We start from the raw sequence: 21549 nt of genomic DNA, 5'->3' as shown, positions 1-21549 counted from the left end.
TTCTCCGGACGTACTTGTATGTTCCGCAACCAGCCCCACTCCGGGGCCGCCGTCCACCCCCTGGGAGCGCAGATGCCACCTCGTTCGCTCAGAGTCACCTCGGCCGCCGTCGGCCTCGCCGCCCTCACCACCGCGCTGGTCGCGCATCAGCCCGCGCACGCGGCGGCCGACCGGATACGCCTCGGCAGCGCCTCCGACGTGAGCCGCGGTGCGTGGAACGGCCCGGCGTTCACGATGAACGGCGCCGGCGGCGTGGTCACCGCCTCGATGACCCGCGCGCTCGACGCCATCAGGGGCGGTACCGGAACGCTCGACGTGGTCGTCCTGGCCGGCTCGGCCCCCACGTCGGGCAGCAAGACGCCCGAGTGCGACGCCGTCATGGGGCTGACCGGGGTCAACTCCTGTACGACCTGGACGCTCACGACCGCGAGCGACGGAAACAACAGCCAGGTCAACACCGACATCCGCAACGCCGAGTTCGTCTACTTCGCCGGCGGCGACCAGTGCCGCTACGCCGCCTGGAAGGGCACCGCCCTGGAGGCGTCCGTCGAGTCGGTCGTGGCCAAGGGCGGCGGCTCCGGCGGTGGCAGCGCGGGCCACCACATCAACAGCCCGATCGTCTACGACGCCTGCAACGGCAGCGTCACCAGCGCGGAAGCCCTCGCCAACCCCTACGACCGGTACGTCAGCTTCACCACCGGCATGTTCGCGTGGGCGCACTACGGAGGCGTCGTCAACGACTCCCACTTCGTGGCCCGCGACCGCATGGGCCGCACGATGGCGTTCCTCGCCCGGGCCGTGAAGGACGGGCTCGCGCCCGGCGGCGCCGCCTGGGGCGTCGGGGTGGAGGAGGGCGGCGGCTCGCTGTTCGTGGACCGCGACGGCCTGGCGACCTCGTACGGCAAGGACGCGTACGTCGTCCTCGCCGACCACCAGCCGGAACAGGCGGTCGACCGGAAGCCCCTCACCTACAGCGGCTTCAAGATCTGGCGCCTGGCCCCCGGCTCCACCTTCGACTTCAAGAACCGTCCCACCTGCGGCTACTACCTCCGCAGCGTGACGAACGGCGTCGCCGACGCCCACCTCTACAGCGGTACGCCGGTGACCGACTGCGGCGGCCAAGGCGGCGGGGCCACGCTCGCCGAGAGCGAGCCCAACGACACCCGCGACACCGCCGACGACGCCACCGCCCTGGCCTCTCCCGGCACTCTGACCGGCGCCATGAAGTCGGCCACCGACCGCGACTACTTCAAGGTCTCCCTGAACACCGGACAGACCGTCACGGTGAACTGCGCCGTCCCCTCCGCCTACGACGCCGACCTGTACTGGCTCGACTCCGCGGGCACCACCCTGGAACGCTCCGTCAACGACGGCGCCGGCACCGACGAGTCGCTGTCCTTCACCAGGACCGCCGCCGGCGCCGGCACCTACTACCTCGACATGGAGGCGTACAGCGGCTCCGGGAGCACGCCCTACAGCTGCGCCGTCGCCAGGAGCTGACCCGGCCCCGACCCCGGTCAGAGGGCGGCGACGATCTCCTCCACGCGGTCCTTGGCGTCGCCGAAGAGCATCGCGGTGTTCTCGCGGAAGAAGAGGGGGTTCTGGACGCCCGCGTAGCCGGAGGCCATCGAGCGTTTGAAGACGATCACCCGGTCGGCCTCCCAGACGGTGAGGACCGGCATGCCGGCCAGGGGGCTGGCGGGGTCCTCGGCGCCGGCCGGGTTGACGGTGTCGTTGGCGCCGATGACGAGGACGACGTCGGTGTCGGCGAAGTCCCCGTTGATCTCGTCCATCTCCAGGACGATGTCGTACGGCACCTTCGCCTCGGCCAGCAGCACGTTCATGTGGCCGGGCAGTCGGCCGGCGACCGGGTGGATGCCGAAGCGGACGTCGACGCCCCGCGCGCGGAGCTTCGCGGTGAGCTCGGCGACCGGGTACTGCGCCTGGGCGACGGCCATGCCGTAACCGGGGGTGATGATCACCGACCGGGCGGCGCCGAGGAGTTCGGCGGCGCCCTGGACGGTGATCTCCTGGTGCTCGCCGTGGTCCGCCGCCGAACCGGCCGGCGCCTCGACGCCGAAGCCGCCGGCGATGACCGAGAGGAAGGAGCGGTTCATCGCCCGGCACATGAGGTACGACAGGTAGGCGCCGGAGGAGCCGACGAGGGCGCCGGTGACGATCAGCAGGTCGTTGCCGAGGAGGAAGCCGGAGGCCGCCGCCGCCCAGCCGGAGTAGCTGTTGAGCATGGAGACGACGACGGGCATGTCGCCGCCGCCGATGGAGGCGACCAGGTGCCAGCCGAGCGCCAGCGCGAGGACGGTCGCCGCGGCGAGCGGCCAGAGCGCGGGCGCGGCGGTGAAGCGGACGGCCAGCGCGGCGAGGACGACGAGCGCGCCGAGGTTGAGGACGTTCTTGCCGGGGAGTGTCAGGGGCCGGGAGGCGACGCGGCCGGCGAGCTTGAGGTAGGCGACGACCGAGCCGGTGAAGGTGACCGCGCCGATGAAGACGCCGATGACGACCTCGGCGTGGTGGATGCCGAGGGTGCCGAGCGCGTCGAGGGCGGCGGCCTCGGGGCCGCCGGGGTGGTGCTCGACCTCCAGGTAACCGTTCCAGCCGACGAGGACGGCGGCGAGGCCGACGAAGGAGTGGAGCAGCGCGATCAGTTCGGGCATGCCCGTCATCTCGACGCCCCGGGCGCGCCCGAGGCCGATGAGGGCGCCGGCCAGCATGGCGGCGGCGAGCAGGCCGGCGGCGCCGGCGCCGATGCCCCGGTCGGCGGCGAGGACGACGGTGGCGGCGAGGGCGACGCCCATGCCGAGCATGCCGAAGGCGTTGCCGAGCCGGGCCGACTCGTGCCGGGAGAGTCCGGCGAGGGCGAGGACGAACAGCAGCGCGGCGACGAGGTAGGCCGCCTGGGCGGCGTGGGTGGCGGTCATGTCAGCTCCTGTGGAACATGCGGAGCATGCGGTGGGTCACCGCGAAGCCGCCGAAGACGTTGATGCTCGCCAGCAGGATCGCGGCGGCCGACAGCACGGTGACGGCGGTGCCGCCGTGGCCGATCTGGAGCAGGGCGCCGACGACGATGATCCCGGAGATCGCGTTGGTCACCGACATCAGCGGGGTGTGCAGCGCGTGGTGGACGTGCCCGATGACGTAGTAGCCGATGACGACGGCGAGGACGAAGACGGTGACGTGCGGCAGGAGCGCGGCCGGGGCGAAGCCGACGGCGAGGAGGAGCGCGAGGGCGCCGAGGGCCACGCCGGCGAAGCGGCGGGCCTGTGACGCCGGTTCCCTCGCCGGCGGGACGGGCGGCGGGGGCGGGGCGGGAGGGGCGGCGGGGGCGGCGGAGACCTCGACGGGCGGCGGTGGCCAGCACGCTTCGCCGTCGCGGACGACGGTGACCGAGCGCTGCACGGGGTCGTCGGCGTCGAGGACGAGGACGCCGTCCTTGCCGGGGGTGAGGAGCGTCAGGAAGTTGACGAGGTTGGTGCCGTACAGCTGGGACGCCTGGGCGGGGAGGCGGCCGGCGAGGTCGGTGTAGCCGAGGATGACGACGCCGTTCGGGGTGACGGTGCGCTCCCCCGGTACGGTGCCGGCGACGTTGCCGCCGTTGGCGGCGGCCAGGTCGACGATCACCGAGCCCGGTTTCATGGCCGCGACCGTCTCCGCCGTGATCAGCCGGGGCGCGGGGCGGCCGGGGATCAGGGCGGTGGTGACGACGATGTCGGCCTCGCGGCACTCGGCGGCGTAGAGGGCGGCCTCGCGGGCCTTGTAGGCGTCGCCCATCTCCTTGGCGTAGCCGGTCCTGGAGACCTCCGCCTCCGGGGACTCGATGGCCAGGTACTCGCCGCCGAGCGAGCGGACCTGGTCGGCGACCTCGGGGCGCGGGTCGGTGGCGCGGACGACGGCGCCGAGCGCGCCGGCGGTGCCGATGGCGGCGAGTCCGGCGACGCCGGCGCCCGCGACGAGGACGCGGGCCGGGGGCACCTTGCCGGCAGCGGTGACCTGGCCGGTGAAGAAGCGGCCGAACTCGTGGGCGGCCTCGATCACGGCCCGGTAGCCGGCGATGTTGGCCATGGAGGACAGCACGTCCATGGACTGCGCCCGGCTGATCCGCGGCACCGCGTCGAGGGAGAGGACGGTGAGGGGCCGCCGGGCCAGCTCCTCCGCGACGGCCGGGTCGGAGGCGGGCGCGAACAGGGCGATCACGATGGCCCCGGGCCGCATCCGGTCCAGCCGGTGGGCGCCGGGGGCGTTCACGCCGAGCACCACGTCGGCCGTCTCCGCGTCGCCGGTCCGCGCCCCTGCCTCCTCGTACGCGCCGTCGGGGAAGCCCGCCGCGGTGCCCGCGCCCGGGTCGACCACGACCTCGTACCCGAGCCCGCGGAGCTTGCGCACGGTGGCGGGCGTCGCGGCCACGCGCCGCTCCCCGTCCCGTTCCTCCCTGAGGACTCCGACAATCACCGCACCCCTCCGTTCGCCGCTGACGCCCCCACCTTGGCCTTCCCGCGCCCCTCCGTGAAGAAGGCTCGCGCGGCGCGTTCGCATGGCCGGCCGTCCGATCGCCCGGCGGCCCTGTCCGCAACCCCCCCTGACGGGTGTTCACATATATGAATATCGGGAGTGCGCGGGCTAGGGTGGGCGCGCGGCCGGCGGTGTCCGGCCGGCGTTTCGGACGGACGATCTGACCAGGCGGTGCGCATGACCCTCTTCGACCTGCCCCTCGACCGGCTCCGCGCGTACCGCAGCGCGTCGGTGGAGCCCGAGGACTTCGACGCGTTCTGGGACAAGACGCTCGGCGAGGCGCGGGAGCACGACCTGGGTGCGCGGTTCGCGCGGGTGGCGACGGGGCTCACGACGGTGGAGACGTACGACGTCACCTTCGCCGGGTTCGGCGGGCAGCCGGTGAAGGGCTGGTTCGTCCTGCCCGCCGGGGCCGCCGAACCGGTGCCGCTCGTCGTGGAGTTCCTGGGGTACGGCGGCGGGCGCGGCCTGCCGCACCGTCACCTGCTGTGGGCGTCAGCCGGGTTCGGGCACTTCGTGATGGACACCCGCGGGCAGGGCAGCGGCTGGGCGCCGGGCGACACCGCCGACCCGGTGGGCAGCGCGCCCGCGTTCCCGGGGTTCATGACGCGGGGCGTGGAGGCCCCGGAGACGTACTACTACCGGCGGCTGTTCACGGACGCGGTGCGGGCGGTGGAGGCGGCGCGGTCGCATCCGCTGACGGACGCGGCCCGCACGGCGGTCACCGGGATCAGCCAGGGCGGCGGCATCACGCTGGCCGTCTCCGGTCTGGTGCGGGACCTGGCGGCGGTGGCGCCGGACGTGCCGTTCCTGTGCGACTTCCCGCGCGCGACGACGGTCACCGACCGGATGCCGTACCGCGAGATCGGCAACTACCTGAAGACGCACCGGGGCCGGGGCGAGCAGGTGCGCCGGACCCTCTCGTACTTCGACGGGGTGCACTTCGCGGCCCGGGCGTCCGCGCCGGCGCTGTTCTCGACCGCGCTGGAGGACCTGACCTGTCCGCCGTCGACGGTGTTCGCCGCGTTCAACGCGTACGCGCACGAGGACAAGGCGATCGAGGTGTACGACTTCAACGACCACGAGGGCGGCGAGGCGTTCCAGCAGGCGGCGCAGCTGCGCTGGCTGCCGGAGCGGCTGCGCGCCCGATAGCCCGGTCCTTGGTCTGGACCTGTCAGGTCAGGGGCGTCAAGCTGGGCTCATGGACTTGGAGTTGCGGCACCTGAAGACGGTCCGGGCCATCGCCGAGGCCGGCAGCCTCACCCGCGCGGCCACCGCCCTCGGACTGGCCCAGCCCGCCCTGAGCGCCCAGCTGAAGCGGATCGAACGGGCCCTGGGCGGCGCGCTGTTCACGCGCGGCCGGGACGGGGTGCGGGCCACCGCGCTGGGCGACCTGGTGCTCGACCGGGCCCGGGTGGTGCTGCCCGCCGTCTGCGGACTCCAGGAGGAGGCCGTGCGGTTCGCGCGGGACGGCGCCGCCGGGCACCGGCTCGGCGGGACCCACGGGCCGCTGCTCGGCGGCCTCGTGGACCGGCTCGCGCGGGCCGATCCGGACGCCGAGGTGACCACGTACACCTCCTGGTCGGAGCGGGAGGTGGCGCGCGGGGTCGTCGCCGGGCGGCTCGACTTCGCGCTCGTCGGCGTCTGCGGCGAGAGCTCCCCGCCGGAGGCCGGCCGGCTCGCCTGGACGGAGGTGGCCCGCGACCCGGTGTACGTGATGCTGGCGACCGGCCACCCGCTCGCCGCCCGGCCGCACGTGGGGCTGGCCGAACTCGCCGCCGAGGAGTGGACGGACGTGCCGGGCGACGGCTGCTTCGGCGACTGCTTCGCCGCCGCGTGCGTGCGGGCCGGCTTCACCCCGGCCCGGGTGTACGAGACGGACACCGCGTCCTGCGTCCACCTGGTCCAGGTGGGCCGGGCCGTGGGCCTGTGCCGGGCCACCTTCCCGGCCACGCCCGGCATCGTGACCCGCCCGCTGACCGGCGCCCCGCTCCTGTGGCGCCACCTCCTGGGCTGGCACCCCGAGGGCCGCGCCGCCGCCCGCGCCGCCGCCGTCCTCGCGCACGCGCGCGACGCCCACGCGGAGGCGCTGGCGCGCAGCGCGGGCCGCGCCGCCCCGACGGGCGCGGCCCCCTGAGGGACGGGGGCTTCCGGTGCGTGCCGGACCCCCGCGGGTCCATAACACGGGGGAGAGGGTCGGACGGAGGCTCCCCGCTCCCCCGGGGCCGTTCCTACGGTTCTCCGCAGATCCCCCACCGAGAACCGAGGAGACTCCCCATGCTCCGACGACACGCCCGCGCGGCGTGTACCGCGCTGGCCGCCGCCGGGATGGTGCTGGCCGGCCTCCAGGCCGGGTCCGCCACCGCCGCGCAGCCCTCCCCCGGGACCGCCCCGGCCGCGCAGAGCGCCGCCCGCGCGCTCGGCGCCGCCGACGCGCCGCCCGAGCTGCTCGCCGCGATGGGCCGCGACCTGGGCCTGACCCGGGCGCAGGCCGAGCGCCGACTCGTGAACGAGGCCGAGGCGGGCGCGACCGCGGCCCGGCTCCGTGACCGGCTGGGCGGCACCTTCGCCGGCGCCTGGGTCGAGGGCGCCGAGTCCGGCACCCTGACCGTGGCCACCACCCGCGCCGCCGACGCCGCCGCGATCCGGGAGGCCGGGGCGACGGCCCGGCTGGTCCGGCACGACCTCGCCGCCCTGGAGCGGGCGAAGGAGTCGCTGGACCGGGCGGCGGGCGCGGAGACGCCGGTCCGGTACGTGGACGTGCGGGCGAACACGCTCGTCGTCGAGGAGACCCGGGCCGGGGCCGCGGCGCGGCTCGCGGCCGGCACCGGGGTGGCGCGGGAGCTGGTGCGGGTGGTGCGGTCCGCCGAGGCGCCGCGCCCGCTGTACGACATCCGGGGCGGTGACGCGTACTACATGGGCGGCGGCGGGCGCTGCTCGGTCGGCTTCGCGGTGACCCGGGGCACCACGCAGGGCTTCGCGACGGCGGGCCACTGCGGCCGGGCCGGGCAGGCCACCAGCGGCTACAACCAGGTCGCGCAGGGCACCTTCCAGGCGTCGGTGTTCCCGGGCAGCGACATGGCGTGGGTGGCGGCCAACAGCAGCTGGACGTCGGTCCCGTACGTGAAGGGCGCGGGCGGCGCGAACGTGCAGGTGACGGGTTCCGTGCTGCAGCCGGTGGGTGCTTCCGTCTGCCGGTCCGGGTCCACCACGGGCTGGCACTGCGGGACGATCCAGCAGCACAACACGAGCGTCACCTACCCGGAGGGCACGATCACCGGCGTGACCCGGACGACCGTGTGCGCCGAGCCCGGCGACTCGGGCGGCTCGTACATCTCCGGCAGCCAGGCGCAGGGCGTGACGTCGGGCGGCTCCGGCAACTGCTCCAGCGGCGGCACCACGTACTTCCAGCCGCTGAACCCGATCCTGTCGGCGTACGGGCTGACGCTGAAGACCAGCACCGACCCGGGCCCGGGCCCCGGTCCGGGCGAGCCGGAGCCGGGCGGCACGTGGAAGGCGGGCACGGTCTACGCGGCCGGCGCCACGGTCACCTACGGCGGCTCGACCTACCGCTGCCTCCAGGGCCACCAGGCGCAGGCGGGCTGGGAGCCGCCGAACGTGCCGGCGCTCTGGCAGCGCGTCTGACCACGGGGGAAGCCCGCGGCGCCACCCGCCCCTGCCGGGGGCGGGTGGCGCCGCGGTCTGTGCGCCGGTACGCCGGTCCGGGAGCCTCGTGGCCCGAACACCGTGACGGGGATGCGGTGTTCAGCGGCGGGGGCGGCCTTCCAGGGCCGCCGCGTAGGCGTCGTCGGGGTCGAGGTGGCGGAGTTCCTCGGCGATCAGCTCGGCGGTGGTGCGGACCTTGAGCGCCATGACGCGGCTCGGCTGGCCGGGGATGGCGAGGTGGGCGACCGGGCCCTCGGGGCGGTCGATGCGGATCTCGCCCTGGGGGGTGCCCATCCGGACGGCGGTGACGACGGGGCCCTCGGAGACGATCCGTTCGACCGGGACGCCGAGGCGGACCTCGAACCAGCGGGCCAGGAGTTCGGCGCTGGGGTTGTCCTCCTCGGCCTCCACCGCGGCGGAGACGACGTCCGTCCCGGCCTGGTCGAGGGCGGCGGCCAGCATGGAGCGCCAGGGCGTGAGCCGGGTCCAGGCGAGGTCGGTGTCGCCAGGGGCGTACGCGGCGGCGCGGGCGGCCAGCGCGCCGAGCGGGTCCTCGACGGCGTACGCGTCGGTGATGCGGCGCTGGGCGAGGGCGCCGAGCGGGTCCTTGGCGGGGACGGCGGGCGCGTCCACCGGCCACCACACGACGGCGGGGGCGTCCGGCAGCAGCAGCGGCAGCACCACGGAGTCGGCGCGGGCGCCGAGTTCGCCGTGCAGGCGCAGCATCACCGTCTCGCCGGAGCCGGCGTCGGAGCCGACGCGGACCTCGGCGTCGAGCCGGGTGACCTGGCGCTCGCGCGGGGAGAGCGCCCGGCGGCGGATGACCACGAGGGTGCGCGAGGGGTGTTCCTTCGACGCCTCGTTGGCGGCGCGCACGGCGTCGTAGGCGTTCTCCTCGTCGGTGACGATCACCAGGGTGAGGACGACGCCGACGGCGGGGGTGCCGACGGCCCTGCGGCCCTCCAGGATCGCCTTGTTGACCGCGCTGGAGTTGGTGTCCGTGAGATCGATCTTCATTGCCCGGAGCCCGTCCCTTCCTCTGCGGCGAGCCTAACGCCCCGCACGCGCGCGCGTGCGCCGGTGGGGGCGTGCGGCAGTCAGTGGGCGTCGGGTTCCGCGGTGCCGTCGCCCTCGGGGGCCAGGTCGGCCTCGGTGGCGGCGGCCGTGGCGGCCTGGCCCTGCGCGCGGCGGCCGACGACGGCCGCGGCGGCGAGCGCGGCGCCGAGGAAGGCGGTGGCCACCACCCAGGGCCGGTCGAGGACGTGCCCGGTGACGTGGTCGAGGGAATAGCGGCCGGGGCCGGTGATGCCGATGGCGGCGGCGGTGAAGCCGAGGAAGGCCGGGTACTCGTAGCCGCCGCCCTGGGCGAAGAAGCCGGCCGGGGCGTGCACGGAGACGGCGCCCGCCATGGCGCCGGCGGCCGCCGCGCCGGCGGCGGGGGTGGCGAGCCCGAGGGCGAGCAGCGCGCCGCCGCCGGCCTCGCCGAGGCCCGCGGCGACGGCGGACTGGCGGCCGGGGCGGAAGCCCATGGCCTCCATCGCGTGGGTGGTGCCCTCGATCCCTCCGCCGCCGAACCAGCCGAGGAGCTTCTGGGTGCCGTGCGCGGCGAGCACGGCGCCGGTGCCGACCCGCAGCACGAGCAGCCCGAGGTCGCGTCGGTTGGGGTGGGCCATGACGTTCTCCAGGTGCGGGAGGGGACGCGTACGCCTCCACTGTCGGCGCGCGAGCGGGTCTCCGCCGCCCGGAAGACCGCCCTGATGCTCCGTCCGTGTCACGTTTTGCGGCGTTTGCCGGGCGTTGCTTGACTGGGGTGTCCGGCACGGCCGGCTCAGGAAGGGAGAACGGACCTCATGGCGCGGACCGATGAGAGGACCCATGCGGAGCACGGGAGGGCCGGGGAGCACGAGGTGCCGCCCGGGCCGCTGACGATGCTCGCCGGGGCGGCCTGGCAGGCGCTGCTGCTCGCCGGGGTGGTGGCCCTGGTCCTCGGAGTGCTGGTGCTGGTGTGGCCGGGGGCGTCGCTGGTGGCGGCGGGGGTGCTCTTCGGGCTGTATCTGCTCGTCAGCGGGGTGCTGCAGCTGGTCGCCGCGTTCGGTACGCACGCGACGGCCGCGCTGCGCGTAATGGCGTTCATCAGCGGCGCCCTGTCGATCCTGCTGGGCCTGTTCTGCTTCCGGGGCGCGACGCAGTCGATCCTGCTGCTGGCGCTGTGGATCGGCATCGGCTGGCTGTTCCGGGGCATCACGCAGGCCGTGGCGGCGGCCTCGGACCCGGCGATGCCGGCCCGGGGGTGGCAGGGGTTCCTCGGCGCCGTCAGCGCGGTCGCCGGGGTGGTGCTGATCGTGTCGCCGCTGGAGTCGGTGGCGGTGCTGACGCTGCTGGGCGGGATCTGGCTGATCGCGGTCGGCGCGGCGGAGATCGTGACCGCGCTCCAGGTGCGCTCGCGGGCCCGGCACCTGCCTCCGGGCGCCTGATCCGCCCCGGGAGGTCCCGCTCGTCCGGTCCGCCGTCCGCCCGATCTCCGGGCGGGCGGCGGACCGGCGTGATCCGTGCGCTAGATTTTGCCGGTCCATGACCGTCGATCGCTCGCGATCACCACTCTCCGGAGCCGGCTTCCCATGACCGACATCGTCAACGGCCTCGGCCGTGCCACCGCCTACGGCGCCCTCGGCGTGGTCCTGCTGATCCTCGGCATCGTCCTGGTGGACATCCTGACCCCCGGCAAGCTCGGCCGGCAGATATGGGAGGACCGCAACCGCAACGCGGCCGTCCTGCTCAGCTCCGCGCTGCTCGGCATCGGCGGGATCGTCTTCACGTCGATCTGGACCACCTACGACAACTTCGGCAAGGGCCTGGTGTCGACGGCCGCGTTCGGTCTGCTCGGCCTGGTCATGATGGCCGTCGCCTTCCTGGTGGTGGACCTGGTGACGCCGGGCAAGCTGGGGGCCACGCTGGTGGACCCGGAGCCGCACCCGGCGGTGTGGGTGACCGCCTCCTGCAACATCGCCGTCTCCGCGATCGTGTCCGCCTCGATCGCCTGACCGCGCGCGCCGCTCCGCCCGGCCCGGTGTCCGTCCGCTCAGGACGGGCCCGGGCCGGCGGCCGTTCCGGCGGCGGGTTCCGCCTCCAGGAAGCGGCGCCCGCGCGGCCCCTTGTAGAGCAGGGCCTCCCAGCCGAGCCGGCCCAGGACCTCGGCACAGGCGGTGAGCGCCTCGGTCTCCTGTCCCGCGGCCCCGGAGCCGGGCGGGCCCAGCCACTCGACCACGGCGGTGGCGGGCCGCTCCCCCGCCCGCACCCGGTAGCCGGTCGCGACGCGCGCGCCGGCGGCGTCCACGGCCGACGGGGTGATCCCGCCCGCCTCCAGGGCGAGCGCCACGGCGCGCACCGGACGGCGCCGCTCCCAGAGGGCGGGGACGGCTTCGGCGGCGGCGCCCGGCGGGCCGGTGAGCCGCCGGATCTGCCGGAGTCCTTCGAGCGCGGAGCGGACCTCGCGGGAGCGCTGCTCGGGATCGCCGGCGAGCGGCGGTCCGTCGCCGGTCGCCGCCTCGAACGCCCCCTCGCCGGCCGGGCCGGCGGTCACAGCAGCCGCCGGATCTCGCCGCGCACCCGGTAGAAGCCGCCGGCCGCGGGGTGCAGGGCCTCGACGACGAACCGGGCGCCGGGTTCGCGGATGGCGCGGGGGAACTGCACGTTCCACGACGGCTCGAAGCCGGGGCTGACGACCCGGACCCGGCTCCGGCCGCCCTCCCGGGCGCACTCGACCACGATGGAGCCGGCCGGGGCGTCGGCCACCGACGCGACCGAGGCGACGGCGGACGCGGTGGTGGCGGGGGTGTACGTGGGCAGCGCGGCGGCCAGTTTGACGTCCCGGACGACGGGGACGCTGCCCTGCTGGGCGGCCTCGATCGCCGCCTCGCTCGCGTCGACGCAGACCAGCGAGCCGTCGGTGGTGACCAGGTACAGCCGCTCGTCGCGGTACTGCATGGAGAGCGCCGATCCGGCGCCGGTGCCGAGCTTCCAGAGCCGGGTGCCGTCCTCGGCGAAGCAGTAGACGGAGGAGGACGAGTCGCCGGCGAAGACGAACCGGCCGCCGGGCGAGGTGGCGCAGGAGTACACGACCGCGTCGCAGCCGTAGACGGCCTCGACGCGGCCGTCGCGCTTGGCGAGCCGCTGCACCTTGCGGTGGCCGGTGCCGGCGTACACGGAGGCGTCCTCCTGCCAGCCGAAGAGCACCGCTCCCTCGGTGCCGGTGTGCCACAGCTCGCCGGTGCCGTCGGCGGCGTAGGCGGTGACGCCGGAGGTGTCGCCGTAGTAGACGGCGCGGCCGTCGGCCCGGACCATCCAGGCGTGCTCGCCGCGGCCGGAGCGCGCCCACTGGTGCTCGTCCTCGTGGTCGATGACGGTGAGCCGGCCGGAGCGGTCGGCGACGTCCAGGACGCCCTCGTGGATGTCGAGCCAGAAGATGTCGACGTCGGAGGTGATGTCGTAGGCGGCGAACGGCAGCTTGGAGGAGAGGTCGTAGACCTTGCCGTCGTCGCAGCCGGCGTAGATCCAGAAGTCGTCGGCGACCAGGCACTTCACGCCGTCGGGGAGGCTGAACCGGGCCAGCACCTCGCCGCCGTGCGCCAGCGTGTAGACGTCGCCGGCCTGGTTGCCCACCCAGATCCGGTCCTCGTCGACGTGGATGCCGAAGGCGGCGGAGCCGGTGCGGAAGCGCCACAGGACGGGGGCGACGGCCCGGGCGGTGGAGGGCGCCGAGCTGACCGCGCGGCGGGTGACCGGCCGGGCGGCGCGCTGTCCGGGGACCGCGGGCGCGTAGCCCTTGCGGACCTTCTCGCCGATCTTCTTCGCCGCGGCGGCCCGCGCCTTCTCGGCGGTCGCGAACGCGGAGCGCTGGGTCTGGCCGGCCGCGCCGATCCGGCCGTAACGAACCGACACCTCCAGTCCGTCGACCGTCACTTCGTAGAACTTGTGGGCACCGCCGCCGTCCTGCGACAGCTCCAGATAGGTCGTCGTCATGATCCGAACGTTAGGCGCCGCCACTGACAACGGCCTCCGGTGAAGCCGTGGCCGGGGGACCAAGGTCCCGGCGATTCAGGACCATTGTCCCGGCATTCCGGACATACACCCCTGTGACGATGGAGCACGAAGATCATCCGACGTGCCGTCACCTCCGGTGCGGCCGAAAGGGCCTCATGACCGAGCCATCCCCACGGGCCCTGCCCGTCCGCGTGCGCCGGCACCCGGACGGCATAGCGATGGACGACCTCTTCCGGTCGGACCCCAGCCCCGCACACCCCCACGCCTCCCCCGCCGACACCGGCCGCACCGCGGACGCGCCGGCCCGGCCCCCCGAGGACGCCGCCCGGCCCGCCGCACCGGCGGCCCACCCCCTCGCCGGCGGCGCCCCGTCCCGCCGGCACCCGCCCGCCGACGCCGGACTCACCGAACGCCCCGGCCCCGCCGCCCCCGGCTGGCTCGCCGTCCTCACCGGCACCGCCGCCGTCGGCAGCGCCGCCGCCCTCCTCTGGCGGGCCCGCCCGCTGCGCACCGCCCACCTCCTGCCCTGGGAGTGGGCCGCCCTCGCGGGTCTGGGCGCGCTGGCCGTGGTCTGCTTCGGCGGCCTCACGCGCGGGCGTACCGGCTCCGCGTGGGTGCTCTCCCTGTTCGGCCGCTACCGGGGCAGCGTGCGCCGCACCGGCCTGGTCTGGATCAGTCCCTTCGTGCTGCGGCGCCGGGTCGACGTACGGCTGCGGCACTGGCGCAGCGAGCCCATCGCGGCCGTGGACGCGGAGGGTTCGGCGCTGCGGGTGGTGGTGCTCGTGGTGTGGTCGGTGCGCGACACGGCCCGCGCGCTGTACGCCGTCGACGACCACCTCGGCTATCTGCGGGAGCAGGTGGAGGCCGCCACCGCGCGCGTGCTGTCCCAGCTGCCCGCCGACGCCTTCCAGGCCGGGTCGCCGACGCTGCGGGACGCGGAGGCGGTCGGCGACGCGCTGACCCGGCTGCTGGCGGCCGAGTGCCGGCCGGTCGGCGTCGCCGTCTTCTCGGCCCAGCCCACCCGGATCGCGTACGCGCCCGAGGTCGCCGCCGCGATGCACCGCCGGCAGCTCGCCGTGCTGGACGCCCGGCACCGGGAGTCGGTGCTCACCGGCGTCATCGACGCCGTGGACGAGACGGTGACGCGGCTGACCTCGCGCGGGCTCGTCGAGCTGGACGACTTCGAACGGCAGGCCCTGGTCAAGGACCTGACCGTCGCCTTCTGCACCCGGCGGGGCGAGCTGCCCCGCCCCGACGAGGAGTGACCGTGGAGAAGACCACCGCCAAGACCGGCCTGGAGACGCCCGGCTTCACCGACGAGACGCCCGAGGACTGCGCCTGCCCCGGCTGTGCGGCGGGCGCGCTCGCGGCCCGGCTGGAGGCCGCGCGGGCGGCGCACTCCGTGACGTCCCTGCACGGGGTGCGCCGCGCGGTGGTCGCGGCGGCCGGGCTGGTCGCCCTGACCGCCGCGGGCACCGGCACGGCCGCCGCCGAACCGGCCCCGGCGCACGCCGGCTGGGACGGCTCGCGCTACTGGTTCCGCAACGCCGCCGGCGAGTGGCGCTGGACCAGCCACCAGGCCGTCTACCTCCAGCGCACCGGCGGCGCGGACGCGACCGCCGCGCCCGGGGGCCGGTCCCGGGAGCCGGTCTTCCGGGGACGGCAGGGCTGGGACGCAGTCGACCGCGTGTACTGGTTCCGCTCCGGCGGGCACTGGTACTGGACCTCGCACCGCTGGAAGTACGAGCAGCGCACCGACGGTTCCGGCACGGCCCCGGCGGAGCGCCCGCGGCCCGCGCCGGGCGGCGGGACGACGGCGCGCGGCTGGACGGCGCCGGTGGAGTCGTACGTCTTCACCGGCTTCTACGGGCAGCGCGGTTCCTGGTCGCGGGGCTACCACACGGGCCAGGACTTCGCGGTGCCGACGGGGACGCCGGTGCGGGCGGTGGGGCCGGGCAGGGTGGTCCGCGCGGGGTACGCGGGCGCGTACGGCTACGAGGTGGTGCTCCGTCATCCGGACGGCCGCTACACCCAGTACGCGCACCTGTCCCGGATCGACGTGTCCGCCGGGCAGAGCGTGTCGGGCGGGCAGCGGATCGCGCGGTCGGGGGCGACGGGCCGGGTGACGGGTCCGCACCTGCACTTCGAGGTGCGGACGGGCCCGTCGTTCGGCGCGGACGTCGATCCGCTGCGGTATCTGCGCGGGCACGGCGTCCGGATCTGAACCCCCCGGCGCCGGGGCCGGTCAGCCGGTGACGCGTGCGATCCAGGCGGTGACGTCGGCGACGACCTCGGCGCGGTTGGTCTCGTTGAGGACCTCGTGGCGGGCGCCCTCGTAGCGGTGGTAGACGAGGTCGGTGAGGCCGGCCTCCCGGTAGCGGGACACGAGCAGGTCGGTGTGGGCGAGGCCGCCGTTGAGCGGATCGCGGTCGCCGACGAAGAGGGCGACGGGCAGGTCCGGCGGGATGCCGGAGGGGGCGGCGAGCCGGCCGGCGGCGTCCGCCATGAGGGCGAGTCCCTGGAGGTCGAGGCCGAAGCCGCACAGCGGGTCGGCGAGGTACGCGTCGACCTGCCGCTCGTCGCGGCTGAGCCAGTCGGCCTCGGTGCGGTTGGGGGCGAAGGGCGCGTTGAAGGGGCCGAAGGGCCCGGCCGCGGAGCGGGGGGCCTCGGCGAGGGCGCGCAGGAGGGCGTCGACGGCGGTGGTGCCGGAGAGGGCCACCCCGTCGGCCAGTTCCGCGTGGTCGAGGAGGTACTGCTGGGCGGCGAACGAGCCCATGCTGTGCCCGAACAGCACGACGGGGGCGCCCGGATGGCGCTCGCGGACGATGCGGGTGAGGGCGGCGAGGTCGGCGACGAGCAGGTTCCAGCCGTCGGCGCCGAGGTGGCCGGGCCCGGCGTGCATCGACCGCCCGTGGCCGCGGTGGTCGGCGGCGTACACGGCGTGCCCCCGGGCGGCCAGGTGCTCCGCGAACGGGGCGTAGCGCAGGCCGTGTTCGCCCATGCCGTGCGCGATCTGCACGACCCCGCGCACGGGCCCCTCGGGGAGCCACGTGTGGACGTGGACGCGGACGCCGTCCCGGGAGGTGAAGGTGACCATGGCGCGCTCCGGCTCCTCAGTCCGCTGGGGGGAAGGTCACGCCACCGTACGCGCCGTCCGGCGTCGCCGGACAAGGCCCGGGCGGCGTGACCCCCGTCTCAACCGCCCGTCGGAGCGGCGCTCTTCGGTTCCTCCTCGCCGGTGACGCGGCCCTTTGCGGGGCGCGCGGCACGGTGCCCGGCGGGCCGGGCACCGGCGTGGGTGACCGTCGCGGAGGTGAGGGCGTCTCCGCGCCGGAGCCCTTCGTCGGCCAGGGGCGGTCGAGACGGGGGCGTGGACGGCACCGCCCCGCGGATCCGGATCAGGCGAGGCGCTTTAGGAGTTCGGCGGCGAGCGGGGCCGAGGAGGCCGGGTTCTGGCCGGTGACCAGGTTGCGGTCGACGACGACGTGCGGGGCCCACGGTTCACCGGCCTGGACGTCGACGCCGGCCTCGCGGAGCCGGGTCTCCAGGAGCCACGCGGCGCGGTCGGCGAAGCCGGCCTGGGTCTCCTCGGCGTCGGTGAAGGCGGCGACGCGGTAGCCGGCGAAGGCGTTGGCGCCGTCCTCGCGCGCGGCGGCGAGCAGGGCGGCCGGGCCGTGGCAGACCACGCCGAGCGGCTTGCCGGAGTCGAGCGCGTCGATCAGCAGGCGCCCGGAGACGGCGTCGACGGCCAGGTCCTCCATCGGGCCGTGGCCGCCGGGGTAGAAGACGGCGTCGTAGTCGGCGAGGTCGGCGTCCTCCAGGCGGATCGGCGTGCGCAGCCCGGTGAAGGCGTCGAGGGCGGCGGCGACACGGGCGGCGCCTTCGGGGCCGCCGTTGGCCTCGGGGGCGAGGCTGCCCCGGTCGACGGTGGGAACGACACCGCCGGGGGTGGCGACCACGACCTCGTGGCCCGCGGCGGTGAACGCCTCGTGGGGCACGGCGGCCTCCTCCGCCCAGAAGCCGGTGGGGTGTTCGGTGCCGTCGGCGAGGGTCCAGTGGTCGGCGCCGGTCAGCACGAAAAGGATCTTCGACATGGTCTGCGGGGCCTCTCGGTCGCGATGGGTGCGGGTCGCCGCTCCGCGTCCGCGGGGACGCCGGGCGGCGATGGCTCGACCGTAGGCGCCCGGACCCATGGGAATCCAATAGGCTCGGGCATGTGGACGATAGGAATGCCGATGGGACGCCGGGGGCAGCGGCGGGCCCCGGAGCAGCGGCCGGGCCGCCGGATCTGAACCTGCTGCGGACGTTCCTCGCCGTGTACCGCGCCGGCGCCTTCACGGCGGGCGCCCGCGTCCTGGGCCTGTCGCAGCCGACGGTGACCGCGCAGATCCGGGCGCTGGAGCGCCGGCTGGGGCGGGAGCTGTTCGAACGGCTGCCGCGCGGGGTGGCGCCAACGCCGTTCGCCGACGACCTGGCGGCGCGGGTCTCGGGGCCGCTGGACGCGCTGGGCGCCGTCGCCGTCGCGGCGGCCGGCGCACCCGGCGAGGAAGGGCCCGCGGACCCGGTGCACCTGGCGGGCCCGGCCGAGTACCTGTCGCACACCGTGCTGCCGACCCTGGCGCCGCTGGTGGAGCGGGGCGTCCGGCTGCGGATCGCGTTCGGCCTCACCGACGGTCTGCTCGACGAGCTGCGGGCGGGACGGCACGACCTGGTGGTGTCGACGGTCCGGCCCCGCGGCCGGAGCCTCGCCTGGATGCCGCTCGCCGACGAGGAGTTCGTGCTGGTCGGCGCCCCGGTGTGGGCGGAGCGGATCGGCGGGCGCGTCGCCGTGGAAGGCCCGGCGGTGCTGCGCGGCGTGCCGCTCGTCGCGTACGCCGAGGACCTGCCGATCCTGCGCCGGTACTGGCGGCACGTCTTCGGACGGCGTCTGACGGACGGTCCGGCGGTGACCGTGCCGGACCTGCGGGCGGTGCGGGCGGCGGTGGCGGGCGGCGCCGGGGTGAGCGTGCTGCCCCGCTACCTGTGCGCGGCGGAGCTGGCCTCGGGCGCGCTCGTCCCCCTGCACCTGCCGGAGGACCCGCCGATCAACACGGGGTTCCTGGTGCAGCGCCCGGGCCCGCCCGCCCCTCCCCACGTGGCGCTGGTCCGGGACCATCTGGTGCGGTCGGCTCGGGAGGCGGGGTAGGTGGGGCGGTCCCCCGGCGGGCGTCAGTAGGTGACGGTGACGCGGCGGGCGGGGCCGTCGACGCGGATCGTGCCGCCGTACGGGATCACCACCTGCGGGTCGGTGTGGCCGAGGTCCACGTCGAGGACGGCCAGGGTGTCGGGGGCGTACGCGTCGAGCGCGCGGAGCACGGCGGCGCGCTGGGCCTCCCGGTAGGCGGCGCGGGCGGGCGGGTCGAGCGGGCGGTCGAAGGACCAGGCGCGGGCGCGGCCCATGAGGAGCGCGGAGAAGCGGGCGAGGAGGCCCCGCTCCCCCATCGCGCGGAGGATCCGGAACACCTCGTCGGCGGACGGCAGCAGCTCCGAGGTCTCCAGGAACAGCACCCCGCCCTCGTACGCCTCCGGCTCCGCGATCTCCCGTCCGGCCATGAGGAGCTGGGCCACGACCTCCAGGCAGCCGCCCCAGGAGCGGCCCTCGGCGACCCGCTCGGCCCGGTGCCAGTGCCAGGGTCCCGCGGGCTCCATCACCGGCGCGGAGTCGAAGGTGCGGGGGTCCTCCCAGGGGCGTTCGACGTCGTTGGTGTCGGTCGGGGCCGGCAGTTCGTACGGGCCGGAGCCGAACAGCGCGGCCCGCACGGACGCGTCGGTGACGGGGTGGACGGCGCCGGGGCGGCCGAACTGGGTCATCACGGAGGCGCCGTGGTAGCCGACGACTCCGAGGTTCCACAGCCGCATGAGCAGGTTGGTGTTGTCGCTGAAGCCGAAGAACGGCTTGGGGTGCGCGCGGATCAGCGCGTCGTCGAGGTGCGGGAGGAGGGTGATCTGGTCGTCGCCGCCGATGCTGGCGACGATCGCCTTCACGGAGGGGTCGGCGAAGGCCGCGTGCAGATCGGCGGCGCGGTCCCGCGCGGACGCGCCGAGCTTCCGGGTGGTCGGGTACTCGACGGGCACGAGGCCGTACTGCTCCGACAGGCGCCGCAGGCCCCACTCGAAGGGCAGCGGCAGCACGTCGGGGAGTCCGGCGGCGGGCGACAGCACGGCGACCCGGTCTCCGGGGCGCGGCTTGGGCGGGATGACGATGTCCGGCATCCCCGCACCCTAGCCGGGGGTCCGCCGCCGTCACCTGCGGTTTTCGGTCCGGTGGACCGGCGTTCAGCGGGTGTGGGCGAGGGGGTCGGCGAGGACGTCACGCAGGACGAGGGCGGCGGCGCCGCGGGCGGCGTCGGCGGCCGGGGAGGCGGCGCGCAGCCGGGGGGCGCCGGCCGGCCAGAGGCCGGAGACGACCCGTTCGGCGAGTTCGGCGGTGACGGCCGGGGCCAGCCAGGGCATCAGCCGGGGGTAGACGCCGCCGAGGACGACGGCCTCGGGGTCGAGGAGGTTGACCGCTCCGGAGAGGGCGCGGCCGAGCATCCGGCCGGCCTCGGCGAGGGCCGCGAGGGCCCGCGGGTCGGCGCGCCCGGCGCGGGCGGCGAGGTCGTCGACGTCGGCGGCGTCCGCCGCGCGCAGCAGCGCGGCCTGTCCGGCGTACTGCTCCAGGCAGCCCCGGGAGCCGCAGCGGCAGCGGGGGCCGCCGGCGTCGACGACGAGGTGGCCGATCTCGCCGGCGAAGCCGTGGGCGCCGCGCAGGAGTTCGCCGTGGACGACGACGGCGCCGCCGACGCCGGTCTCGCCGGTGAGGTGGAGGAAGGTGCGGGGCGTGCCGTCGCCGCCGAAGCGGAGTTCGGCGAGGGCCGCCATGTTGGCCTCGTTGTCGGAGGCGACGGGGAGTCCGGCGGCGGCGGGGCGGGCGGCGGCGAGGGCGTCGCCGAAGAGGCGTTCGGCGGGGGTGTCGTGCCAGCCGAGGTTGGGGGCCTGGCGGACGGTGCCGCCGGAGACCAGGCCGGGCAGGGCGAGCGCGGCGCCCGCCGGGCTCAGGCCCAGCGCCTCGGCCTCGGCGAGCGCGTCGGCGGTGACGCCCGCGGCGCGGGCGAGGACCTCGGGGGCGGCGGCGCGGTTGTCGACGCGCACCGTGCGGCGGATCCGGTCGGTGCCGGTGAGGTCCACCAGGCAGACGGAGACGTAGGCGACGTTGATCTCGACGCCGAGGCCGGCGGGGCCGGTGCCGGCCGGTTTGAGGACGGTGCCGGGGCGGCCCGCCTGGCCGCTGAAGGTCTTGCCGGACTCGACCAGGAACCCGAGGTCGAGCAGCTGCTCCACGAGCGAGGAGACCGCGGGCCGGGTGAGGCCGACGCGGGCGGCGACGGCCGCCCGGGTGGTCTCGCCGGCGTCGTGGACGGTCCTGAGGACGAGGCTCAGGTTGTGCCGGCGCACGCCCGACTTGTCGGCCTTGGGTTCCGTGGGCTGGTTCATGGTGAGCGTGAGCCTAGTCGCCCCTTTCGCTCGGGCGGAAACGCCCCTTCGGCGGCCCCGCGCGCGGGAGCAGGGCCCGGGAGGCGGACCCGGGAGGCGGGCGGATCGGCGCCGCGGACCGGGGCAGTAGGCTCGGCGGGGCCGGGACCGGAGCAGAGGAGCGACAGAGTGTTCGTGAAGGTGTGCGGGCTCGCCACGACCGCCGACATCGACGTGGCCGCCGAGGCGGGCGCCGACTCGGTGGGCCTGGTGATCAGCGGGACCAGCGTCCGCGGGCTCGACCGGGACCGGGTGCCGGCGCTCGTCGCGCACGTGCCGGACGGCGTGGTCTCGGTCCTCGTCGTCAACGACACCCCGGCCGCCGAGGCCGCCCGGATCGCCGCCGACCTCGGCTTCGACGCGCTCCAGCTGCACGGCCGGGCCTACGGGCGCGCCGAGTTCGAGGCGGCCGCCGCGGTCTTCCCGCACCTGTGGCGGGCGACCGCCCTCGCCGACGGGCCCGACACCCGCGTCGGCGCCCTGGGCGAGGAGATCCTGCTGCTCGACTCGCCGAAGGCGGGCTCCGGTGCGCGCTGGGACCTGTCCCTCCTGGACGCGGCCCGCCCGGAGGGCCGCTGGCTGCTCGCCGGCGGCCTCGCCCCCGGGAACGTCGCCGAGGCCGTCGCCGCCGCCCGCCCGTGGGGCGTCGACGTGTCCAGCGGCGTCGAGTCGGCGCCCGGCGTGAAGGACCACGCCCTGGTCCGCGCCTTCGTCGCGGCGGCGAAGTCGGCGTCGCCCGCCCGGCCGTAGGACGTCTCCGCACGTCAC

General features: G+C 75.9%; 19 protein-coding genes and 1 pseudogene. 10 read left to right on the top strand and 10 right to left on the bottom strand.

Annotated elements, in window-relative coordinates:
- Positions 1 to 72 precede the first annotated feature (72 nt).
- On the top strand, positions 73 to 1500 hold the full coding sequence (locus ACFVQZ_RS28775) for a pre-peptidase C-terminal domain-containing protein (RefSeq protein WP_321193531.1): 1428 nt from the start codon (positions 73 to 75) through the stop codon (positions 1498 to 1500).
- A 17-nt stretch (positions 1501 to 1517) separates the two neighbouring features.
- Here the strand turns inward: ACFVQZ_RS28775 and pntB are convergent, their stop codons facing one another.
- On the bottom strand, positions 1518 to 2936 hold the full coding sequence (gene pntB / locus ACFVQZ_RS28770) for a Re/Si-specific NAD(P)(+) transhydrogenase subunit beta (RefSeq protein WP_383627484.1): 1419 nt from the start codon (positions 2934 to 2936) through the stop codon (positions 1518 to 1520).
- A 1-nt stretch (position 2937) separates the two neighbouring features.
- Positions 2938 to 4464, bottom strand: a complete 1527-nt coding sequence (locus tag ACFVQZ_RS28765) for a Re/Si-specific NAD(P)(+) transhydrogenase subunit alpha (protein ID WP_383627481.1) — start codon at positions 4462 to 4464, stop codon at positions 2938 to 2940.
- A gap of 237 nt (positions 4465 to 4701) precedes the next feature.
- On the opposite strand from ACFVQZ_RS28765, the gene ACFVQZ_RS28760 reads away from it, so the two are divergent.
- The 3 genes from ACFVQZ_RS28760 to ACFVQZ_RS28750 all read left to right on the top strand — a co-directional run bounded on the left by ACFVQZ_RS28760 (position 4702) and on the right by ACFVQZ_RS28750 (position 8169).
- Entirely contained in the window at positions 4702 to 5676 is a 975-nt protein-coding gene (locus ACFVQZ_RS28760) for an acetylxylan esterase (RefSeq protein ID WP_383627479.1), read from the top strand.
- Positions 5677 to 5725: 49 nt separating this feature from the next.
- Positions 5726 to 6661: a LysR family transcriptional regulator gene (locus ACFVQZ_RS28755; protein WP_030498661.1), complete on the top strand. Its 936-nt coding sequence runs from the start codon at positions 5726 to 5728 to the stop codon at positions 6659 to 6661.
- Positions 6662 to 6801: 140 nt separating this feature from the next.
- Complete coding sequence (locus tag ACFVQZ_RS28750; protein WP_030498660.1) at positions 6802 to 8169, top strand: carbohydrate-binding protein; 1368 nt, start codon at positions 6802 to 6804, stop codon at positions 8167 to 8169.
- Between the two features lie 120 nt (positions 8170 to 8289).
- Here the strand turns inward: ACFVQZ_RS28750 and opcA are convergent, their stop codons facing one another.
- Positions 8290 to 9207 (bottom strand): glucose-6-phosphate dehydrogenase assembly protein OpcA, encoded by a 918-nt coding sequence (gene opcA / locus ACFVQZ_RS28745; protein WP_030498659.1) that lies wholly within the window; start codon positions 9205 to 9207, stop codon positions 8290 to 8292.
- 80 nt (positions 9208 to 9287) lie between these two features.
- Entirely contained in the window at positions 9288 to 9863 is a 576-nt protein-coding gene (locus ACFVQZ_RS28740; RefSeq protein ID WP_030498658.1) for a DoxX family membrane protein, read from the bottom strand.
- Positions 9864 to 10040: 177 nt separating this feature from the next.
- Here ACFVQZ_RS28740 and ACFVQZ_RS28735 point away from each other — a divergent pair, with 177 nt between their 5' ends.
- Both ACFVQZ_RS28735 and ACFVQZ_RS28730 read left to right on the top strand, forming a co-directional pair.
- The gene (locus ACFVQZ_RS28735; protein ID WP_383627475.1) at positions 10041 to 10664 is read left to right on the top strand and encodes an HdeD family acid-resistance protein; all 624 of its coding nucleotides are present in this window, start codon (positions 10041 to 10043) and stop codon (positions 10662 to 10664) included.
- 144 nt (positions 10665 to 10808) lie between these two features.
- Positions 10809 to 11231, top strand: coding sequence for a DUF350 domain-containing protein (locus ACFVQZ_RS28730; RefSeq protein ID WP_030498656.1), 423 nt, complete (start codon positions 10809 to 10811; stop codon positions 11229 to 11231).
- A gap of 38 nt (positions 11232 to 11269) precedes the next feature.
- On the opposite strand, the gene ACFVQZ_RS28725 is transcribed toward ACFVQZ_RS28730, so the two are convergent.
- Positions 11270 to 11770 carry a hypothetical protein gene (locus ACFVQZ_RS28725; protein WP_383627472.1) on the bottom strand — a complete coding sequence of 167 codons (501 nt, stop codon included), beginning with the start codon at positions 11768 to 11770 and terminating at the stop codon, positions 11270 to 11272.
- Complete coding sequence (locus ACFVQZ_RS28720) at positions 11767 to 13209, bottom strand: WGR domain-containing protein (protein ID WP_030498654.1); 1443 nt, start codon at positions 13207 to 13209, stop codon at positions 11767 to 11769. Before ACFVQZ_RS28720 ends, ACFVQZ_RS28725 begins: the two co-directional genes overlap by 4 nt.
- A 176-nt stretch (positions 13210 to 13385) precedes the next feature.
- On the opposite strand from ACFVQZ_RS28720, the gene ACFVQZ_RS28715 reads away from it, so the two are divergent.
- Positions 13386 to 14495 carry an SPFH domain-containing protein gene (locus tag ACFVQZ_RS28715; protein WP_383627469.1) on the top strand — a complete coding sequence of 370 codons (1110 nt, stop codon included), beginning with the start codon at positions 13386 to 13388 and terminating at the stop codon, positions 14493 to 14495.
- 599 nt (positions 14496 to 15094) lie between these two features.
- Positions 15095 to 15454, top strand: a pseudogene (locus tag ACFVQZ_RS28710) (M23 family metallopeptidase); the annotation flags it as partial.
- 21 nt (positions 15455 to 15475) lie between these two features.
- Here the strand turns inward: ACFVQZ_RS28710 and ACFVQZ_RS28705 are convergent.
- On the bottom strand, positions 15476 to 16327 hold the full coding sequence (locus tag ACFVQZ_RS28705; RefSeq protein ID WP_383627466.1) for an alpha/beta hydrolase: 852 nt from the start codon (positions 16325 to 16327) through the stop codon (positions 15476 to 15478).
- A 301-nt stretch (positions 16328 to 16628) separates the two neighbouring features.
- A complete protein-coding gene (locus ACFVQZ_RS28700) occupies positions 16629 to 17324 on the bottom strand; it encodes a type 1 glutamine amidotransferase domain-containing protein (RefSeq protein ID WP_383627463.1) in 696 nt (231 codons plus the stop codon).
- A gap of 122 nt (positions 17325 to 17446) precedes the next feature.
- Between ACFVQZ_RS28700 and ACFVQZ_RS28695 the strand changes: the two genes are divergently transcribed.
- Complete coding sequence (locus ACFVQZ_RS28695) at positions 17447 to 18415, top strand: LysR family transcriptional regulator (protein ID WP_383627460.1); 969 nt, start codon at positions 17447 to 17449, stop codon at positions 18413 to 18415.
- A 23-nt stretch (positions 18416 to 18438) separates the two neighbouring features.
- Here the strand turns inward: ACFVQZ_RS28695 and ACFVQZ_RS28690 are convergent, their stop codons facing one another.
- Both ACFVQZ_RS28690 and ACFVQZ_RS28685 read right to left on the bottom strand, forming a co-directional pair.
- A complete protein-coding gene (locus ACFVQZ_RS28690; protein ID WP_383627457.1) occupies positions 18439 to 19482 on the bottom strand; it encodes a S66 peptidase family protein in 1044 nt (347 codons plus the stop codon).
- Between the two features lie 63 nt (positions 19483 to 19545).
- Entirely contained in the window at positions 19546 to 20742 is a 1197-nt protein-coding gene (locus ACFVQZ_RS28685) for an ROK family transcriptional regulator (RefSeq protein WP_030497352.1), read from the bottom strand.
- Positions 20743 to 20910: 168 nt separating this feature from the next.
- Here ACFVQZ_RS28685 and ACFVQZ_RS28680 point away from each other — a divergent pair, with 168 nt between their 5' ends.
- Positions 20911 to 21531 carry a phosphoribosylanthranilate isomerase gene (locus ACFVQZ_RS28680; protein ID WP_030497353.1) on the top strand — a complete coding sequence of 207 codons (621 nt, stop codon included), beginning with the start codon at positions 20911 to 20913 and terminating at the stop codon, positions 21529 to 21531.
- The last annotated feature ends 18 nt before the right edge of the window (positions 21532 to 21549 follow it).

This window comes from Streptomyces sp. NPDC057854 (genome assembly GCF_042797055.1).
In the GTDB taxonomy this organism is placed as follows: Bacteria; Actinomycetota; Actinomycetes; order Streptomycetales; family Streptomycetaceae; genus Streptomyces.
Note: the sequence above shows the minus strand (reverse complement) of the source record. Positions and strands in the feature narration are given on the sequence as shown.

Excerpts from the sequence above, each read along its gene's own strand:
- ACFVQZ_RS28775 (WP_321193531.1), top strand. The coding sequence starts at position 73 with ATGCCACCTCGTTCGCTCAGAGTCACCTCGGCCGCCGTCGGCCTCGCC.
- pntB (WP_383627484.1), bottom strand. The coding sequence starts at position 2,936 with ATGACCGCCACCCACGCCGCCCAGGCGGCCTACCTCGTCGCCGCGCTG.
- ACFVQZ_RS28760 (WP_383627479.1), top strand. The coding sequence starts at position 4,702 with ATGACCCTCTTCGACCTGCCCCTCGACCGGCTCCGCGCGTACCGCAGC.
- ACFVQZ_RS28755 (WP_030498661.1), top strand. The coding sequence starts at position 5,726 with ATGGACTTGGAGTTGCGGCACCTGAAGACGGTCCGGGCCATCGCCGAG.
- ACFVQZ_RS28750 (WP_030498660.1), top strand. The coding sequence starts at position 6,802 with ATGCTCCGACGACACGCCCGCGCGGCGTGTACCGCGCTGGCCGCCGCC.
- opcA (WP_030498659.1), bottom strand. The coding sequence starts at position 9,207 with ATGAAGATCGATCTCACGGACACCAACTCCAGCGCGGTCAACAAGGCG.
- ACFVQZ_RS28740 (WP_030498658.1), bottom strand. The coding sequence starts at position 9,863 with ATGGCCCACCCCAACCGACGCGACCTCGGGCTGCTCGTGCTGCGGGTC.
- ACFVQZ_RS28735 (WP_383627475.1), top strand. The coding sequence starts at position 10,041 with ATGGCGCGGACCGATGAGAGGACCCATGCGGAGCACGGGAGGGCCGGG.
- ACFVQZ_RS28730 (WP_030498656.1), top strand. The coding sequence starts at position 10,809 with ATGACCGACATCGTCAACGGCCTCGGCCGTGCCACCGCCTACGGCGCC.
- ACFVQZ_RS28720 (WP_030498654.1), bottom strand. The coding sequence starts at position 13,209 with ATGACGACGACCTATCTGGAGCTGTCGCAGGACGGCGGCGGTGCCCAC.
- ACFVQZ_RS28715 (WP_383627469.1), top strand. The coding sequence starts at position 13,386 with ATGACCGAGCCATCCCCACGGGCCCTGCCCGTCCGCGTGCGCCGGCAC.
- ACFVQZ_RS28705 (WP_383627466.1), bottom strand. The coding sequence starts at position 16,327 with ATGGTCACCTTCACCTCCCGGGACGGCGTCCGCGTCCACGTCCACACG.
- ACFVQZ_RS28700 (WP_383627463.1), bottom strand. The coding sequence starts at position 17,324 with ATGTCGAAGATCCTTTTCGTGCTGACCGGCGCCGACCACTGGACCCTC.
- ACFVQZ_RS28690 (WP_383627457.1), bottom strand. The coding sequence starts at position 19,482 with ATGCCGGACATCGTCATCCCGCCCAAGCCGCGCCCCGGAGACCGGGTC.
- ACFVQZ_RS28685 (WP_030497352.1), bottom strand. The coding sequence starts at position 20,742 with ATGAACCAGCCCACGGAACCCAAGGCCGACAAGTCGGGCGTGCGCCGG.